General features: G+C 72.6%; 18 protein-coding genes. 11 read left to right on the top strand and 7 right to left on the bottom strand.

The window, feature by feature from the left end:
- Positions 1-9 precede the first annotated feature (9 nt).
- Positions 10-1113, top strand: a complete 1104-nt coding sequence (locus tag CRYAR_RS29555; protein ID WP_035856610.1) for an NAD(P)H-dependent flavin oxidoreductase — start codon at positions 10-12, stop codon at positions 1111-1113.
- Here CRYAR_RS29555 and CRYAR_RS29550 read toward each other — a convergent pair.
- From CRYAR_RS29550 to CRYAR_RS29540, 3 genes are read right to left on the bottom strand one after another with little or no spacing between them, the layout of a single operon-like run.
- Positions 1102-1962 (bottom strand): TIGR03619 family F420-dependent LLM class oxidoreductase, encoded by an 861-nt coding sequence (locus CRYAR_RS29550; protein ID WP_051571102.1) that lies wholly within the window; start codon positions 1960-1962, stop codon positions 1102-1104. The genes CRYAR_RS29555 and CRYAR_RS29550 overlap by 12 nt on opposite strands.
- 11 nt (positions 1963-1973) lie before the next feature.
- Positions 1974-3023 carry an acyl-CoA dehydrogenase family protein gene (locus CRYAR_RS29545; RefSeq protein WP_035856609.1) on the bottom strand — a complete coding sequence of 350 codons (1050 nt, stop codon included), beginning with the start codon at positions 3021-3023 and terminating at the stop codon, positions 1974-1976.
- Between the two features lie 3 nt (positions 3024-3026).
- Positions 3027-4190, bottom strand: coding sequence for an acyl-CoA dehydrogenase family protein (locus CRYAR_RS29540; protein ID WP_035856608.1), 1164 nt, complete (start codon positions 4188-4190; stop codon positions 3027-3029).
- A 103-nt stretch (positions 4191-4293) separates the two neighbouring features.
- Here CRYAR_RS29540 and CRYAR_RS29535 point away from each other — a divergent pair, with 103 nt between their 5' ends.
- From CRYAR_RS29535 to CRYAR_RS29520, 4 genes are all read left to right on the top strand, one after another.
- A complete protein-coding gene (locus tag CRYAR_RS29535; protein WP_035856607.1) occupies positions 4294-5154 on the top strand; it encodes an SDR family NAD(P)-dependent oxidoreductase in 861 nt (286 codons plus the stop codon).
- 21 nt (positions 5155-5175) lie between these two features.
- Positions 5176-5940, top strand: a complete 765-nt coding sequence (locus CRYAR_RS29530) for a glucose 1-dehydrogenase (protein WP_035856606.1) — start codon at positions 5176-5178, stop codon at positions 5938-5940.
- A 27-nt stretch (positions 5941-5967) separates the two neighbouring features.
- Positions 5968-7746: a protein kinase family protein gene (locus CRYAR_RS29525; protein ID WP_035856604.1), complete on the top strand. Its 1779-nt coding sequence runs from the start codon at positions 5968-5970 to the stop codon at positions 7744-7746.
- Positions 7747-7814: 68 nt separating this feature from the next.
- Positions 7815-8432 carry a DUF6226 family protein gene (locus CRYAR_RS29520; RefSeq protein ID WP_035856603.1) on the top strand — a complete coding sequence of 206 codons (618 nt, stop codon included), beginning with the start codon at positions 7815-7817 and terminating at the stop codon, positions 8430-8432.
- A 25-nt stretch (positions 8433-8457) separates the two neighbouring features.
- Here the strand turns inward: CRYAR_RS29520 and CRYAR_RS29515 are convergent, their stop codons facing one another.
- A complete protein-coding gene (locus tag CRYAR_RS29515; protein WP_035856602.1) occupies positions 8458-9510 on the bottom strand; it encodes an epoxide hydrolase family protein in 1053 nt (350 codons plus the stop codon).
- Positions 9511-9582: 72 nt separating this feature from the next.
- On the opposite strand from CRYAR_RS29515, the gene CRYAR_RS29510 reads away from it, so the two are divergent.
- Positions 9583-10041: a MarR family winged helix-turn-helix transcriptional regulator gene (locus CRYAR_RS29510; RefSeq protein WP_035856601.1), complete on the top strand. Its 459-nt coding sequence runs from the start codon at positions 9583-9585 to the stop codon at positions 10039-10041.
- On the opposite strand, the gene CRYAR_RS29505 is transcribed toward CRYAR_RS29510, so the two are convergent.
- Positions 10008-10628 carry an L-threonylcarbamoyladenylate synthase gene (locus CRYAR_RS29505; RefSeq protein WP_035856600.1) on the bottom strand — a complete coding sequence of 207 codons (621 nt, stop codon included), beginning with the start codon at positions 10626-10628 and terminating at the stop codon, positions 10008-10010. The genes CRYAR_RS29510 and CRYAR_RS29505 overlap by 34 nt on opposite strands.
- Here CRYAR_RS29505 and CRYAR_RS29500 point away from each other — a divergent pair.
- Positions 10615-11886 carry an MFS transporter gene (locus CRYAR_RS29500; RefSeq protein WP_035856599.1) on the top strand — a complete coding sequence of 424 codons (1272 nt, stop codon included), beginning with the start codon at positions 10615-10617 and terminating at the stop codon, positions 11884-11886. The two genes, CRYAR_RS29505 and CRYAR_RS29500, sit on opposite strands and share 14 nt — an antisense overlap.
- On the opposite strand, the gene CRYAR_RS29495 is transcribed toward CRYAR_RS29500, so the two are convergent.
- A complete protein-coding gene (locus CRYAR_RS29495; RefSeq protein WP_211247699.1) occupies positions 11853-13265 on the bottom strand; it encodes an AAA-type ATPase lid domain-containing protein in 1413 nt (470 codons plus the stop codon). The two genes, CRYAR_RS29500 and CRYAR_RS29495, sit on opposite strands and share 34 nt — an antisense overlap.
- Positions 13266-13393: 128 nt before the next feature.
- On the opposite strand from CRYAR_RS29495, the gene CRYAR_RS29490 reads away from it, so the two are divergent.
- Genes CRYAR_RS29490 through CRYAR_RS29475 form a run of 4 tightly spaced genes read left to right on the top strand, consistent with a single transcriptional unit; the run spans position 13394 to position 16489 of the window.
- Entirely contained in the window at positions 13394-14425 is a 1032-nt protein-coding gene (locus CRYAR_RS29490) for an amidohydrolase family protein (protein ID WP_035856598.1), read from the top strand.
- The gene (locus tag CRYAR_RS29485; protein ID WP_035856597.1) at positions 14422-15135 is read left to right on the top strand and encodes a metal-sulfur cluster assembly factor; all 714 of its coding nucleotides are present in this window, start codon (positions 14422-14424) and stop codon (positions 15133-15135) included. Before CRYAR_RS29490 ends, CRYAR_RS29485 begins: the two co-directional genes overlap by 4 nt.
- Positions 15132-16157, top strand: coding sequence for an NAD(P)-dependent alcohol dehydrogenase (locus CRYAR_RS29480; RefSeq protein WP_035856595.1), 1026 nt, complete (start codon positions 15132-15134; stop codon positions 16155-16157). The genes CRYAR_RS29485 and CRYAR_RS29480 overlap by 4 nt, the downstream gene beginning before the upstream one ends.
- A gap of 8 nt (positions 16158-16165) precedes the next feature.
- Positions 16166-16489 carry a putative quinol monooxygenase gene (locus tag CRYAR_RS29475; protein ID WP_035856594.1) on the top strand — a complete coding sequence of 108 codons (324 nt, stop codon included), beginning with the start codon at positions 16166-16168 and terminating at the stop codon, positions 16487-16489.
- Here the strand turns inward: CRYAR_RS29475 and CRYAR_RS29470 are convergent.
- Positions 16482-17405, bottom strand: coding sequence for a TIGR03564 family F420-dependent LLM class oxidoreductase (locus CRYAR_RS29470; protein WP_035856593.1), 924 nt, complete (start codon positions 17403-17405; stop codon positions 16482-16484). The genes CRYAR_RS29475 and CRYAR_RS29470 overlap by 8 nt on opposite strands.
- Positions 17406-17412 lie beyond the last annotated feature (7 nt).

Raw genomic sequence — 17412 nt, 5'->3', positions numbered from 1 at the left:
AGACACAGCGTGCGTACCGATCTCTGTGACCGGCTCGGCATCGAGCACCCGATCTTCGGGTTCACGCCGTCGGAACACGTGGCGGCCGCGGTCAGCCGGGCCGGTGGCCTCGGCGTGCTCGGCGCCGTCCGCTACAACGACCCGGCGGGGCTGGCGGCCGCGCTGGACTGGATGGACGCCAACACCGACGGCCGGCCGTACGGCGTCGACGTCGTGATGCCGATGAAGGCACCCACCGAGGGCTCGATCGGCGACCTGTCCGCGCTGGTGCCGCCCGCCCACCGGGACTTCGTCGAGAAGACGCTGCACGAGCTGGGGGTTCCGCCGCTCCCCGCGGAGGACAGCGCCGACCAGGAAGGGGTCCTCGGCTGGCTGCACTCGGTGGCGCGCGCCCACGTCGAGATCGCGCTGGAGCACCGGCCGGCGCTGATCGCCAACGCGCTCGGGTCCCCGCCCGCCGACGTGATCGGCCAGGCCCACGACCGCGGCATCCTCGTCGCGGCGCTCGCCGGCCGGGTCGACCACGCCCGCCGCCAGGTCGCCGACGGCGTCGACATCGTGGTGGCGCAGGGCTCGGAGGCCGGTGGGCACACCGGCGAGGTCGGCACGATGGTGCTGGTGCCGGAGATCGTCGACGCGGTCGGCGACCAGGTGCCGGTGCTCGCGGCGGGCGGGATCGGGTCGGGGCGGCAGGTGACCGCCGCGCTCGCGCTCGGGGCGTCCGGGGTGTGGATGGGCTCGACCTGGTTGCTGACGTCCGAGTACGGCGAGGGGCTGCCGGGCCAGACCGCGGTGAGCCGGGCGCTGCTCAACGCGTCCTCGTCCGACACGGTCCGGGCCCGGATCTACTCCGGCAAGATGGCCCGGCTGGTGAAGAGCAAGTGGACCGAGGCCTGGGCTGCGCCGGGTGCGCCCGACCCGCTGCCGATGCCGCTGCAGAACCTGCTCGTCGGTGAGGCGCACCGGCGGATCGCCGCCGCCGACGACCCGGAGGTCGTGGCGATGCCCGCCGGTCAGATCATCGGCCGGTTCGACACCCTGCGCCCGGTCGCCGACGTCATCGCCGACATCGTCCAGGAGGCCGAGGAGACCCGGGCCCGCCTAGCGAAGTAGCGCCGCGGGGGTGTCACGCACGAAGCGGAGCAGCGCCTCCTGGTCGCGGCGGACGCGACCGGGAGGCGAGACGATGAGGCGGTCCACCCCCGCCTCGGCGTAGGCCGAGACGAGCGTGGCGTCCAGCGGTGTGCGGCCGCTCGGCGTCACTGAGATCTCCAGTGCGCCGAGCTCGGCCGGCCGGTCCAGGTTGTCGGCGAGCTCGGCCAGCTGGGTCACGGTCGCGGCCGTCTCCTCCGGCGTGACGGCCCAGCCGTACCAGCCGTGCCCGCGCAGCACGGTGCGGCGCAACGCACCCGGAGACGCCCCGCCGACGTGCAGCGGAGGCCCACCGGCACGGACCGGGCGCGGCTCCGCGGTGACGCCGCTTATCGACACCCGGGGCCCGACGACGTGCACCGACGACGTCGTCCAGAGCGCCTGCAGCGCGTCCAGGTAGTCGTCGGTGCGTACCCCGCGGTCGGCGAGCGAGACGCCGAGCGCCCGGAACTCCGGCTCGAGGTACCCCACGCCGACGCCGAACAGGAAGCGTCCCCGGGACAGCCGGTCGACGCTCACCACCTGCTTGGCCAGGATCACCGGCTGGTGCACCGGCACCACCGTGACGCCGGTGCCGAGCAGCAGCGTGCTGGTGGCCCCGGCGAGGTGGCCCAGCGCGACGAACGGGTCGAGGAACGGCGTCTCGGGCCGGGTGGGTGACGCCGGGACCGGCGGGTCGGGTAACGCGTAGTGCTCGCCGGTCCAGACGCTCTCCCAGCCGGCCTCCTCGGCCGCGACGGCGACGTCGACCGCGAGCTGCGGGTCGAGCGCGCAGAGGTCGGTGTTGATACCGAACAGCCCCAGTCGCATGGGGGAGCAGGCTACTCCGTGGCCAGGGTCGCCCCCAGCCCCAGGAGCGCGGTCGTGGCACCCCCGCCCTCGAACTCGACGCGTTTGGCCGCGGTGAAGTAGCGGTGCGCCGGGTGCGACACGTCGATTCCGGTGCCGCCGTGGATGTGCACCAGCGTGTGCGCGACCCGGTGTCCGGCCTCGGCCGTCCAGAACTCGGCCGTGGCCACTGCCGCCGCCGCGTCGTGGTCGTCGGAGACCGCGAACGCCGCGTTCCAGACCGTCAGCTCGAGGGCCTGGACGTCGACGTACGCGTTCGCCACCCGCTGGCTCACGGCCTGGAACGAGCCGACCGGCTTGCCGAACTGCACCCGGGTGCGTGCGTGCTCGGCGGTGAGCTCGAGCGCCGCCTGCAGAACGCCGAGCTGGTACGCCGATCGGGCCACGGCCGCGCGGGCGCGCAGCCAGCCCGCGACGTCGTCGCCGTCCAGCCGCCGGTCGTCGGTGAGCTCGACGTCGTCGAGGCGCAGCCGGCCGGCGTCGTCGAGGTCGGTGGAGGGCTGCCGCTCGATCGTCACCCCGGGGTCGTCCGACCTCACCACGAACACCCCGGCCACGGTCTCGACCAGCAGGGCGTCCGCGATCGGGCCGGCCGGTACCGCGGTCACCTCGCCGGTCAGCAGCCAGCCACCACCGGCTTTGCCCGCGGCGGCCGGCGGCCGGACGTCGGGATGGGCCAGCGCGGCGGTGAGCACGACCTGTCCGCCGACCGCGGGCGCCAGCCACCGCAGCCGGAGGTCGGCGGAGCCGAACCGGGCCAGCCCCGGCGCGGCCACCGCGATCGTCGGCAGGTAGGGCACGGGGGCCAGCCCGCGGCCCAGCTCGATCAGGACCGAGCACTGGTCGAGCAGGTCGTCCGCGCCGAGGATGCCGGTCTCGGCGAGCACGCCCCAGAGCGCGCGGTCGAAGCGCGAGCCCGCGGCCTCGGCCGCCTGCAGCCGTTCCGTGGTGACCTGGTCGGAGACGATGCGGCGGGTGAGGCCCGCGAGCTCCACCTGGGTCTCGGTGAGGGAGAAGTCCATCGTCTACCGCCGTCCGACCGGCAGCCGGAGTCCCGCGGCTGCGATGATGTCGCGCTGGATCTCGTTCGTGCCGCCGCCGAACGTGAGGATGAGCGCGGAGCGGTGCGCCCGTTCGATGCGGCCCTTCAGCGCACCGGCGCGCAGCGTCGCCGACGGCCCGAGCACCTCCATCAGCAGGCGGTAGGCCTCGGTGGCCAGCTCGGTGCCGTAGACCTTGGTGGCCGACGCGGCGGCCGGCGTGAGGTCGGGCTCCCAGGCCGTGCGCAGGTTCATCAGCCGCAGCACCTCGGCGTGGGCGTGCACCCGCGCCAGGTGCAGCTGGACCCACTCGGCGTCGAGCAGCCGCTTGCCGTTGCGCCCGGGGGTGGCCGCGGCCCAGGCCCGTACGTCGGCCAGGGCCCGGCGCAGCGGTGCCGCCGAGGTCAGCGCGACCCGCTCGTGGTTGAGCTGGTTGGTGATCAGCGCCCAGCCCTCGTTCTCACCGCCGATGCGTGCGTCGACCGGCACCCGGACGTCCTCGTAGTACGTGGCGCTGGTGGTGACCCCCGCCATCGTGTGGACCGGGGTCCACGAGAACCCGGCCGCGTCGGTGGGCACGACGAGCACCGACAGCCCGCGGTGGCGCACCGCGTCCGGGTCGGTGCGGCAGGCCAGCCAGACGTAGTCGGCGTAACCGACCAGGCTCGTCCACATCTTCTGACCGTTGATCACGTACTCGTCGCCGTCGCGGACGGCCTTGGTGCGCAGTGACGCCAGGTCGGTGCCGGCGCCGGGCTCGGAGTAGCCGATCGCGAAGTGCAGCTCGCCGCCCGCGATCCGGGGCAGATAGTCGCGCTTCTGCTCCTCGGTGCCGTGACGCATGATCGTCGGCCCGACCGTGTTGAGGGTCAGGAACGGGATCGGCACCCCGGCGATCGCGGCCTCGTCCAGGAAGATGAGCTGGTCGAGCTGGGAGCGGCCCTGCCCGCCGTACTCGGTGGGCCAGCCCAGCACCAGCCAGCCGTCCTTGCCGAGCTGGCGGACGACCTCGCGGTAGGCGTTGCCCTCGCCGTAGTCGTCCTCGCCGGTCTCGAGCGCCTCGCGCCGCTCGGGCGTCATCAGCGCTTCGAAGTAGGCGCGCAACTCGGCGGCCAAGGCCAGTTGCTCCCGCGTGTAGCGCAGCCGCATCCGCCCCTCCTCGGTCGAACGGTTTCCGCTAGCGTAGAACGTGTTCTAGATTGTTGGCGAGTGATCACCGTGACCGAGTAGCTGAGATCGGAGAACGGGTTCTATGTCTTTATCCGGGCGGGTGGCGATCGTGACCGGGGCCGGGTCCGGCCTCGGCCGGGCGGAGGCGCTCGCGCTCGAAGCGGCCGGGGCGTCGGTCGTCCTCAACGACGTGGCCGATCTGCCGCCGGGCTCGGTGGGTGTCCAGGGCGACGTCGGCGACGCGGACGTGGCGCGTGAACTCGTCGACACCGCGATCCGGCACTACGGGCAGCTGGACATCGTGGTCAACAACGCCGGGGTCGTGCGCGACCGGATGTTGTTCTCGATGTCCGACGACGAGTGGGACCTGGTGGTCCGCGTCCACCTCCGGGGGCACTTCCTGCTCTGCCGCAACGCCGGGGCGTACTGGCGGGACCGGTCGAAGCAGACCGGGGCGCCGGTCTACGGGCGGCTGATCAACACCACCTCGGAGGCCTGGTTCCTCGGCGCGGTGGCCCAGCCGAACTACGCCGCGGCGAAGGGCGGCATCACCGCGCTGACGGTCGCCGCCGCGCGCGGGCTCTCCCGCTACGGGGTGCGGGCCAACGCGATCTGCCCGCGGGCGCGTACGGCCATGACCGAGCCGGTCTACGGGCCCGCGCCGTCCGAAGGCCCCGATCCGCTCGGCGTCGAGCACGTCACGCCGCTCGTCACCTACCTGGCCTCGGAAGCGGCGGACCACATCAACGGCCAGGTGTTCTTCGTGCACGGCGGCCTGGTCGCGGTGCTGGCGCCGCCCACCGTGGCGGCCCGGTTCGACGCGGCCGGCGACACCTGGGACCCCGCGGAGCTGGCGAAAGCTCTCGGCGGGTACTTCGCCGACCACACGCCCGATCAGGTGTTCACCGGCCGGGAGATCTCGTTGCTCGAGCGCCAGAGCTAGCTGAACAGAGAGGCTGAGCACATGCGGCTGAACGGGAAGATCGCGTTGATCACCGGCGCGTCCCGCGGGCAGGGCGCCGCGGCGGCCCGGCGGTTCGTGGCCGAGGGCGCGCAGGTGCTCCTCACCGACGTCCTCGAGGAGGACGGCGCGAAGCTGGCCGCCGACCTCGGCGACGCGGCCACGTTCCTGCCGCTCGACGTCAGCGACGAGGCCGCGTGGGCCACCGCCGCCGGTGCGGTGCGCGAACGGTTCGGGCGCCTCGACGTGCTCGTCAACAACGCCGGCCTGCTGCACTTCTCCGCGCTCGCCGACACCACGCTCGCCGACTACGAGCGCGTGATCCGCGTCAACCAGTTCGGCACGTTCCTCGGCATGCGTACCGCGGTGCCGCTGATGCGTGAACACGGCGGGTCGATCGTCAACGTCTCGTCGATCGAGGGCCTGGGCGGGATGCCGCTGCTCGTCGCGTACGCGTCGAGCAAGTTCGCGATCCGCGGCATGACGAAGGTCGCCGCGATGGAGCTCGGGCAGTACGACATCCGGGTGAACTCGGTGCACCCCGGCGCGGTCGACACCCCGATGGTGTCCAACGCGCTCGGCGGGATGGCGGTCGACGTCGGGCCGATCGGGAAGCGGGTGCCGCTCCAACGGGTCGCGTCCGCCGACGACATCGCGAACATGGTGCTGTTCCTGGCCTCCGACGAGAGCAGCTACTGCACCGGCGGCGAGTTCGTCGTCGACGGTGGCGCGACCGCGTCGCACGCGCTCGCGAACATCCTCCGGTAGTGGTGCCGGCGGTATAGCCTCGCCGCCGTGATCGTCGATCGGGCGCAGGTCGCGGCGGCGTTGCCGGATCTCGTGGTCGGCCCGGCGCTCGGGTCCGGTCCACGTGGGGTGGTCCTCGTCGCGACGCACCGGTCCTCCGGGGCGCCGCGGGCGGTGAAGGTGCTTCCCGTTCCCGGCTCCGGCGCGTCGCTGGCCGCGCCCGAACACCCGCACGTGGTTCCGGTGCTGCGGCACACCGTCCAGGACGGGCGCTGGCTGGTCGTGAGCGAGCTGATGCCCGGCGGTTCGCTGGACGAGCAGCCGCGCCCGGCGCCCGAGGCGGTGTGCGCGTGGGCGCTGGCCGCCGCGTCCGCGCTGGCGGCGGCGCACGGCGCGGGCCTGGTGCACGGCGGGATCACCCCCACGAACCTGCTGCTCGACGCCGAGGGCGCGCTGAAGGTGAGCGACTTCGGCTTCGCGGTGCTCGGGTCGGACGTCGCACCGGAGCCGGCGGACGACGTGTCCGCGCTGGCCACCGTGCTCGACGGTCTGCTGGCGACGGCCGAGGATCCGCCGCGCTCGGTGGGGGCGGTGCTGCGGCGTATGCGCGACGACGACCCGCCGGCCCGGCCGTCGGCGCAGGAGTGCGTGACCGAGCTGGCCGCCGCGGCCGCCCGCGATCTGGGCCCCGACTGGCCGTGGCGCTCGGGCGTCCCACTGCGCATCGTCCCGGGATCGGGATCGGGGCCGGGATCGCCGTCGGCGCCGTCGGGGGCGGAGCGCCCGGCGCGGAGGCGTCGGGCCCTGGTCGCGGTGGGGGGCGTGCTGGCGTTGACCGTGATCGCGGCCGGGGCCCGGTTCGTCAGCTTCGGCGCCCCGCCCCCGCCGTCGGCGCCCACGGTGGCTCTCGCGCTGGCGAAGGACACCGAAGCGATCGCCGTCCACCACGGCGCCCCGGGGACCGCGACGCGGCTGGCGTACGCGCCGGCCACCGACCGGATCGCGTTCCTCGACGCGACCGGCTCGTTGTACGTCTGGACACCGAACCAGGTCCGGGCGCCGGGCCGGCCGGACGCGGTCGGTCCGATCCGGACCGCCGGGGCGTTCGGCGACGTGCGGTTCGACGAGACCGACGGCGCCGTGATCACGGCCGGGTCCGACGGCACCGTGCGGGTGTGGTCCGCCGACACCGGGCGGCTGTTCTACGGTCCGCTCCCCGGGGTGGGCCGGGACGTCGTGGCGCTCGCCGAGACGGGGCAGGGCGCGACCGTCGCGGTCGCCGACGGCACCGGCATCCGCATCGACCGGAACGAGACGTTCGCCGGGAAGGCGTCGATCCCCGGGGTGCGGGTCGCCGAGCGCGGCCTGCGGTTCAGCCCGGACGGCACGACGCTGGCCGCGGCCGGTCCCGGCGGCGTCCAGCTGTGGGACGTGGCGACCGGCGCGCTCCGTACCCGGGTGGCCGGGGCGACCGGGCCCACCGCGGTGGCGTTCAGCCCGGACGGACGCCGGCTCGCGGCGGCGTCCGGGCCCGACACGGTGCGCGTCTGGGACCTCCCGACCGGCCGCCCGATCGGGCCCGACCTGCCGGTCGGCACGCTCACCAGCGACAGCGCGATCACGTTCGACGAGTACGGCGAGCAACTCGTCGCCGCCGTGGACCGCACGGTCACCCGCTGGGACCCGACGACGGGCGCCTCGGTGCGCGACGTCCGCCTCCTGACCGCCGCCGGGGCCACCCCGGGCAGCGCCGCGTTCAACCGGGACGCCACCCGGGTCGCGGTCGCGTTCGACGACGGCACGATCCGCGTCTACGCGCTGCGCTGATCCCCGCTCGCGGGGGCCGACGACCCGCGGTTGCGCGTCCGGCCCGTCGCGCGTGCGAGGCTGATCGGGTGGACGGACTGCGGAGGGACGTCGCCGAGCGGTACGACGCACTCGGCGAGCGGGCGTGGCCGGCTCCGGACCGGGACGAGCCGCTCCCGGAGGAGTACCAGCGCGTCACCGCCCCGGAGCGGTACCGGATCGTGTTCACCCGGGCCCGGTTGTGGGCCGAGCGGCTCGCCGAGGTGCCGGGCGTCCGGGCGGAGCCGACGGAGCTCCGCGGGTTCGACCGCGGTACCCGGGTCGCGTCGGACCGGCCCGGCACCCAGCCGCTGCTCCTGCTGGAGCGGGACGGCCCGCCGCCGGTGCTGTACCTCTGTCTCGGCCGGCCCGACGTCGTGCTCGAGATGCTGCCGGACTGCGGGTGCGACGCCTGTGACTCCGGGTCGGAGTCGTTGCTCGAGAACCTCGACGACGTCGTGACCGAGGTGGTGGACGGACCGTACGTGGTGCTGCAGGCCACGAGCTGGCAGGTGCGCTGGAGCCCGGAGAGCGCGGCCGCGAGCGGCGGTGGCAACGGCCCGAACGCCGAGCCGTTGTGGGCGTTGTGCCGGCAGCTCGCGAACGGTGCGGACGTGACGCCGCCCCGTGGCGCCGCTGTCTTCGTCAACCAGCCCTGGTCGGGCTAGCGGGCGACGTCGGCCGGACGGCGGTTCACGCCACCGCGGAGAAGAACTCGCGGAGGTCGGCGGTCAGCAGGTCCGGCGCCTCCAGGCCCGCGAAGTGGCCGCCGCGGTCGAACTCGGACCAGTGCCGGATGTCGTAGACCCTTTCCGCGAGTGATCGGACCGGCCGGGTGATGTCGTGCGCGAACACCGCCACGCCCAGCGGCACCGGGCAGGGGAGCGGCCCGGCGGTCGTCTCCCGGTGCAGCCGCGCCGACGAGTTCGCGGTGCGGGTGAGCCAGTACAGCATGACGTCGGTGAGCAGCCGATCCGCGCCGACCGGCGTGTTCGGGTCGCCCCACTCGGCGAACCGTTCGGCGATCCACGCGAGCTGCCCGACGGGGGAGTCGGTGAGGGCGTAGGCCGCGGTCTGCGGCGTCTGCGAGTTGAGCACCCGCACCCCGGGCGGCTGCTCGAGGTACCGCCGGATCTGCGCCAGCCGCTCCTGGTCCGCCGCGTCGAAGTCGCCGGGAGCCGGCGGGGTCGGCAGGTAGCTCAGGTGGACGCCGACCACGCGGTCGGGCGCCGCCGCGCCCAGCACGCGCGAGATCGCCGAGCCCCAGTCGCCGCCGTGGGCGCCGAAGCGGTCGTACCCGAGGCGGTTCATCAGCTTGAGCCAGGCGTCGGCGACCCGGGGAACGTCCCAGCCGCCGGTCGAGGTGGAGAACCCGAAGCCGGGGATCGAGGGAATGACCAGGTGGAAGTCGGCGAGCCGCGGGACGACGTCGAGGAACTCGACTATCGAGCCCGGCCAGCCGTGGGTGAGCAGCAGCGGGAGCGCGTCCGACCGGGCCGAGCGGACGTGCAGGAAATGGACGGTCGTGCCGTCGAACTCGGTCGTGAACTGCGGATACCCGTTCAGTTCGGCCTCGGCGGCCCGCCAGTCGTACTCGCGGCGCCAGTAGGACGCGAGCGCCTGGAGGTCGGTGAGGGGATAGCCGTAGCCGTCCGGTAACGCCGACGGCCAGCGGGTGGCGTCGAGCCGGGCGGCCAGGTCGTCGAGCTCGGAGCCGGGGATCGCGATGCGGAAGGGGGTGATCATCGTTAGTGCTCCTAACGTTTGGAGGCCTAACGATAGTTGGGCCGAGATCGTTAGGTCAACTAACGTTCGGGCATGGAACCCGCGTTCTCCCGGTTGCCGTCGCTCCCGAGCTGGTTGCTGTCACAGACCGCGCAGCACGCCGGGCGGGTGGTGGCCGACGGCTTCGCGGCCGCGGGCGCGCGCGGCTACCACTACCGCCTGCTCGGGACGCTCGCCGAGGCCGGCCCGTCGAGCCAGGCCGAGCTCGGGCGTCGCAGCGGCATCCACCTGAGCGACGTCGTGGCGGCGCTGAACGAGCTCGAAGCCGACGGCTACGTGCGCCGCCGCCCCGACCCGTCCGACAAGCGCCGCAACGTCGTCTCGATCACCGGCGCGGGCACGGAGCGCCTGACGACGCTGGAGGCGTGCGTCACCGCGGCCCAGGAAGAGATCCTGGCCCCCCTGACCGCGCGCGAGCGCGATCAGCTGGTCACGCTTCTGCGCCGCCTACACGCCCATCACTCGAAGCGGGACGTGTCCCCGGCGCCGTGACGGAGGATCTCCGGCTCGTCGCCGGAGAGGTCGACGACCGTCGTGGGCTCCATGCCGCACTCCCCGGCGTCCACGACCGCGTCGATCTGGTGGTCGAGCCGGTCCTGGATCTCCCAGGCCAGGGTCAGCGGCTCCTCGTCGCCGGGCAGCGTCAGCGTCGTCGAGAGCAGCGGTTCGCCCAGCTCGGCGAGGATCGCCTGGGTGACCGTGTGCTCGGGGATGCGCACGCCGACCGTCTTCTTCTTGGCGTGCAGCAGTCGCTTCGGCACTTCCCGGGTGGCCGGGAGGATGAACGTGTACGGCCCCGGCGTCGACGCCTTCACCGACCGGAACACCGCGTTGCTGATCTGCACGAACTGTCCGAGCTGCGCGAAGTCGCTGCAGACGAGCGTGAAGTGGTGCCGGTCGTCGAGCTTGCGGATCGCCTTGATGCGGTCCAGGCCCTCCCGGTTGCCGACCTGGCAGCCGAGCGCGTAGCAGGAGTCCGTCGGGTACGCGATCAGCCCACCGCCGCGGATCAGCGCCACGATCTGACTGATCGCACGCGGCTGCGGATTGATCGGGTGGACGTCGATGAACCGTGCCATTCCCGGGAGCCTAGCCTGGAGCCTCGTGACAGTAGCTCCGGCCCGGTTCGCCGCGCTGAGGAACCGCGACTGCCGGCCGTACCTCATCGGTGCGGCGCTGGCGATGATGGCCGACAACATCGAGCACGTCCTCACCTACTGGGTGCTCTGGGAGAAGTTCCACTCGCCGGCGCTCGCCGGGTTCGAGGTGATCAGCCACTGGTTGCCGTTCCTGCTGTTCTCGGTGTACTTCGGCGGCCTCGCCGACCGGTTCGACTGCCGCCGGGTCATCCAGGCCGCACAGGCGTTGTTCATGCTCGTCTCGGTCGGGTGGGGCGTCCTGTTCCTCACCGACACGCTCCAGGTGTGGAACGCCTGCCTGCTGCTGGTGCTGCACGGCCTGGCCGGTGCGCTCTGGGGCCCCGGTGAACAGCTCATGCTGCACGACTTCGTCGGCGACGACGAGCTGCCGAGCGCCGTCCGCCTCAACGCGACGTTCCGCAGCCTCGGCATCCTGTTCGGCCCGGTCGTCGGCTCGGCGCTGCTGCTGACCATCGGCCCCACCGCGGGCATCTTCGTCAACGTGCTGTTCTACCTGCCGCTGACGCTGTTCCTGTTCCGGACGAGGTTCACCGGTCACACCCGGGACGGCTTCACCGTCAAGCGGGTCGGGATCACGGACTCCGTGCGCGTCGTCAAGGACATCGCGAACAACCCGACGCTGATCAGCATGATCGTGCTGGGAGGCATCGGCTCGCTGTTCATCGGCGCCTCGCTGCAGTCCACGATGCCGATCTTCGCCAACGACCTCGGGGCCGGCAGCGAGGGCACCGCGTACGGCGTGCTGCTGTTCGCCAACGGCGTGGGCGGGGTGGTCGGCGGCATCGTGCTGGAGGCCACCGGCTGGGTGCGGCCGAACGTGAAGGCGGCCGTGATCAGCACGCTCGTCTACGGCGTCACGACGCTCGTCTTCGCGCTCACCACGAACTACCCGCTGGCCCTCGGCATGCTGGTGCTCGGCGGGGTCGCGAACCTCGCCGCGATGTCGATCGGGCAGACCGTCGTCCAGCTGCTGGCCCCGGCGCCCGACCGCGGCCGGGTGCTCGGCGTCTACGGCACCGCGTCGATGGGGCTGCGGTTCGGCAGCGGGGTGACGGTCGGGCTGTTCGGCGCGGTGGTCGGCATCCACTGGGCGCTCGGCCTGAGCGCCGCCGCGCTCTGCCTCGGCACGATCGCGGCCGGCTTCTACGCCTTCCGCGGCGACACGGTGATGCGGTAGTGCGCGATCTTGCGGTACAGCGTCGCGCGGCCGATGCCCAGCTCCTCGGCGGCGTGCGTCATCGTCTGGTCGGGCTGGGTCAGGCAGCGGACGATCTCGTCGCGCTCCAGCTTCTCCAGCCGGGTCAGCGGCCGGGCGCCGGCGTCGAGCACCTCCGGCGCCAGGTGGTGCAGGTCGACGACGTTCGTGCGGGTCACCGCGTCACGCACCACCCGTTTGAGCTGGGCGGCGTTGCCCGGCCAGGAGTACGCGGTGAGCGCGGCCGCGGCCCGCGGGGTGAACTCGATCGGGCGGTGCCGGGCCGCGAGACCGAAGTGCCGGGCCAGCGGCATGACGTCGTCCGCGCGCCGGCGTAACGGCGGCACCTCGACCAGCGCGTCGACGAGCGGCGCCAGCTCGTCGGGCAGCGCGGTGTACTCCGGCGCGGTGAGCACGAACCGCGCCGCCGCGGCCAGCAGCCGCGCCAGGTCACCGGCCGCCCACGCGGGCAACGTGTGCACCCCCGAGACGATCAGACAGGTGTCGGGTTTGCCGAGCTCCGGCGTCCAGAGCTCGAGCCACGCGGACACGTCGCCGGCCTCGGGCGCCCGCGCGTGCAGGATGCGTGAGCGGGGCGCCAGCCGCCGGTGCGCGAGCGCGGCGACCACCGACTTGCCCACTCCGGGTTCGCCGATCACCGTGACGACACGGCCGGCCGCCACCGCCGCGAGCGTGTCGTCGACGGCCAGCCGCCAGCCGGGGGAGACACACGGGTCGTCCGGCCCGGCGGCCACGTGGAAGATCTCGCCGCGCGGCGACGGGCGCACCGCTCGCCCCGTCGCGCGCACCAGCATCAGCGCGCTCGTCGCGCCGGCCGCTGCCTGGGCGAGCGCCAGCAGCAGTTCCGACGACGACTCCGACCACGTCGTCAGGTTGATGCTGCCGGCCAGGTCGCCGGAGACCGGATCGACGACCGGCACCGCGGCGCACGTGTATTTGCGCAGCTCGGTGGTGTAGTGCTCGTCGGCACGGACGAGCGTGGGGGCACGGTCGGCGAGCGAGAGGCCGAGCCCGTTCGTGCCGGCGTCGCGCTCGGCGTAGGAGAAGCCCGGAGCCAGGTAGACCCGGTCGAGCGAACGGCGGATCGCCGGGTCGTTGCAGAGGCGCGCGAGCACGAGCCCGGTGCGGTCGGCGACGATCAGGCCGATCGGCTCGTTGGCGATCGTCCGCTGCAATCCGCTCAGCACCTCACCGGCGCAGTCGTAGAGCAGGGAATCGGTGTCGACCGACTCCGCGAACACGGGGCTGACCACGTCGGGAGAGACGCCGTACCGCTCGCTGCGGCGCCAGGAGGCACGTAACCGGCCCGGCGCGGAACGGCCGGCCAGAGCATCGTCCACGAGTCACCCCCCGGGAGAGGCTGGGCGTCCAGCGTACGTCTCAGAGTGAGACAGCGCTCGTCTTGAAGGGGTAGGAGGCTCTGCCTAGCGTCCCCCTAAAGGCATCCACCACCCCTCGGAGGCCCAGCATGTACAGCAAAGATGCTGAGAACTACTACGTCGTCGACGCGCACATCGCGCTCTGGGACGCCCGCCCGGAGAACCTGCGCAACGTCCACGGCAAGCAGTTCATCGACTGCTTCTACGACTACCACCGCAACCTCAGCCCCGAGTCCGAGCTCTGGTCGTACGAGGAGTACCTGTACCAGGGCGGCGACCGGCTGATGCGCGACATCTTCGAGCTCGGGTACGCCGACCACGCGATCTTCCAGCCCGCGCTGCTCGGCGAGTTCTACAACAACGGGTTCGGCCAGACCGAGGAAGCCTGGGCCCTCACGCAGCAGCACCCGGACAAGCTCACGTACAACCACTGCTTCGATCCTCGCTTCGGCGAGCAGGGCCTCAAGCAACTGCGTGAGGACGCCGCGCGCTTCGGCCTGAAGGGCGTGAAGCTCTACACCGCCGAGTGGCAGGGCGAGTCGCGTGGCTACAAGCTGACCGACCCCTGGGCGTACCGGTACCTGGAGGCCGCCCAGGAGCTGGGCATCAAGAACATCCACGTCCACAAGGGGCCGACGATCCGGCCGCTGGACCGGGACGCGTTCGACGTGGCCGACATCGACCACGTGGCCACCGACTTCACCGACCTCAACTTCGTCGTGGAGCACTGCGGGCTGCCGCGCCTGGAGGACTTCTGCTGGATCGCCACGCAGGAGCCCAACGTGTACGCCGGGCTCGCGGTCGCGATGCCGTTCATCCACACGCGGCCGCGCTACTTCGCGCAGATCATCGGTGAGTTGCTGTACTGGATCGGCGAGGACCGCATCCTGTTCTCCAGCGACTACGCGCTCTGGACCCCGAAGTGGCTGGTCGAGCGGTTCGTCGACTTCCAGATCCCGGCCGACATGAACGAGTACGCCCCGCTGAGCCTGGAGGCCAAGAAGAAGATCCTCGGCCTCAACGCCGCCCGCCTCTACGACCTGAAGGTGCCGGCCGAACTCCAGCTCCCGACGGCCGAGGCGCCGCAGACCGGCCCCCGGGAGCCGGCCGCCGCCTCATGAGGCCGGCGATCCTGGACGCGCTGGGCACGGTGGTCGACCCCGAGCTGGACGAGCCGATCACCGACCTGGGGTTCGTCCGGTCCGTCGAGATCACCGGCGGGCACGTCGAGATCCACCTGCGCCTGCCGACGTCGTTCTGCGCGCCGAACTTCGCGTATCTCATGGCGTCGGACGCGTACGAGGCGGTGGCTGCGGTTCCCGGCGTCGAGCGGGTGGTCGTGGAGCTCGACGACCACCACGACTCGGAGCTGATCAACGCCGGCCTGGCCGCCGCGGCCGGCTACAAGGGCACGTTCCGGCACGAAGCCGAGGACTCGCTCGACGAGCTGCGCGCGACGTTCCAGCACAAGGCCCACACCGCGGCGACGGAACGGGCGATCACCGCGCTGCTGCGTGCCGAACCCGAGCGGGACGTCTGGGCGCTGACCCTCGCGGACCTCCCGGCCGGTCCGTACACCGACGCCCTGATCCAGCGCCGCACGACGATCGGCTGGCCGGTCGACGCCGGCTCGCCGGTGCTGCTGAACGACGACGGCACCCGTCCGACCCGGGACCAGGCCGAGCTGCGGCTGCGCCGGGCCCGGTCGGTTCGGATCTCGGTCGAGGGGAACGCCCACTTCTGCCGAGGTCTGCTCGCCACCCGCTACCCGGGCGCCGAGCGCGACCAGCGACCGCTACTTCCGCTCATCCTCGAGGAGGCTGCCCGATGAAGGCCGTCCGTGTCGTCGGTTACCACGAGCCGCTGCGCATCGACGACGTCGCGAAGCCGGAGATCACCGGCCCGCACGACGTCGTCGTCCGCATCGGCGGGGCGGGGGTGTGCCGCACCGACCTGCACATCCTCGAAGGCCAGTGGGCGGAGAAGTCCCAGGTCGCGCTGCCGTACACGATCGGGCACGAGAACGCCGGCTGGGTCGAGGCGATCGGCTCCGCGGTCACGAACGTGGCCGAGGGGGACAAGGTCATCCTGCACCCGCTGGTGACCTGCGGGCTCTGCCGGGCCTGCCGCGACGGCGACGACGTGCACTGCGAGAACAACGCGTTCCCCGGCATCGACACCGACGGCGGCTACGCGGAGTACCTGAAGACGTCCGCGCGCAGCGTCGTCAAGATCGACGACCGGCTCGAGCCGTCCGACGTCGCCGCGCTGGCCGACGCGGGTCTGACCGCGTATCACGCGGTGGCGAAGTCGTCGCGCCGGCTGCGTGCCGGCGACCGGGTCGTGCTGATCGGGGCCGGGGGCCTCGGCCACATCGGCATCCAGGTGATGGCGGCGCTCTCGCCGGCCGAGATCATCGTCGTCGACCGCAACCCGGACGCGCTCAAGCTCGCGCTCGAGCTGGGCGCCCAGCACGGGGTGGTGGCCGGCGGGAACCACGTGGAGGAGGTACTGGACCTGACCGGCGGGCACGGCGCCGAGCAGGTCATCGACTTCGTCGGCGAGGGCGGCTCGACCGCGGAGGGGCTGCGGATGACGCGGCGGGCCGGTGACTACCACGTCGTCGGGTACGGCGAGAACATCAACGTGCCGACGATCGACCTGATCTCCACCGAGGTCAACATCGTGGGCAACCTCGTCGGCTCGTACAACGACCTGGTGGCGCTGATGGCGCTCGCCGCCGCGGGCAAGGTCACGCTGCATACTGCGAAGTACCAGCTCGACGACTTCCAGACCGCGATCGACGACCTGGACAACGGACGCGTCCGCGGGCGGGCCATCCTGATTCCCTAGGAGCAGCTTTGATCTTCATCACCGCCAAGTTCCTGATCAAGCCCGAGCACGCCGACTCGTGGCCGGAGATCAGCAAGGCGTTCACCGAGGCGACCAGGGCCGAGCCCGGCAACCTCTGGTTCGACTGGTCGCGCAGCGTCGACAACCCCGATGAGTACGTCATCAACGAGGCGTTCCGCGATCAGGACGCCGGCGTGGCGCACGTGACCGCGGAGCACTTCAAGGCCGCGCAGCGGGAACTGCCGCAGTACCTGCAGGCGACGCCGAAGATCGTGAACACGACGGTGCCCGGCACCGACTGGTCCGAACTCGGCGAGTTCGAGGTCAAGTGAGCGAGCCCAGCAGCTCGTAGGTGCGCTGCTGATCGGCGGGGCCACCGAAGTGCGTCTGCGTGAGGACCACGTCGGTGGCCCCGGCCTCGTAGTAGCGCCGGATCGCGGCCTCGACCGTCTTCTCGTCGCCGAGGACGGCCAGTTCGGCTGCCGTGCTGAGCCCTTCGCGGGCGACGACCCGCTGGTAGGACGGAATCGAGTCGTAGAACGCGAGTGGGCCGGCGGCGGCGTCGCGCGCGGCGTCGGGGTCGCTCGCGAACCCGCCCGGCAGGAACGCGACGATCCGCGGTGCCGGGCGGCCGGCCCGCTCGGCGGCCGCGGTGATCGTCGGGACGATCTCCTCGGCCAGCGTCCGCGGACCGGCCAGATACGGGAGCGTGCCGTCGGCCAGTTCGCCGGTGACGCGCAGCGCCTGCGGACCCATCGCCGCCACGTGGATCGGCGGCGGTGTGGCCCCGGCCAGGGTGATCGGCCGCACCGGGTCCGCGGTGATCAGCTCACCCCGGAACTCCGCGTCCCCGGTCTCCAGCAGCGTCCGCAGCGCGGTGAGGAACTCGCGGAGCACCGCGATCGGGCGGTCGAACGGGATCCCGAACGTCTGCTCGGTCAACGTCTTCGTGCCGAGCGCGAGGCCGAGCCGGAACCGGCCGCCGGTCGCGGCCCGCGCCACCTGCACCTGGGTGGCGACCAGCACCGGGTGCCGGCCGAAGATCGGTATCGCCGAGGTGCCGACCTCGACCTCGGGTAGCTCCCGCGCGACGACCGTGGCCAGCGTCGTCGCGTCGTAGTCGAAGCGCTGGGCGAACCACAGCGAGCGCAGGCCGGCGTCGCGCGCTCGGCGGGCGTGCGCCAGCACGGCGTCCACATAGTTGGTGGTCGATGGGTCGAAGTCGGCGACGGCGATCCCGATGCTCATTCGAGCA

This window comes from Cryptosporangium arvum DSM 44712 (genome assembly GCF_000585375.1).
Classification (GTDB): Bacteria; Actinomycetota; Actinomycetes; order Mycobacteriales; family Cryptosporangiaceae; genus Cryptosporangium; species Cryptosporangium arvum.
The sequence above is the reverse complement of the archived record's forward strand: the minus strand, read 5'-3'. Positions and strand labels throughout refer to the sequence as shown.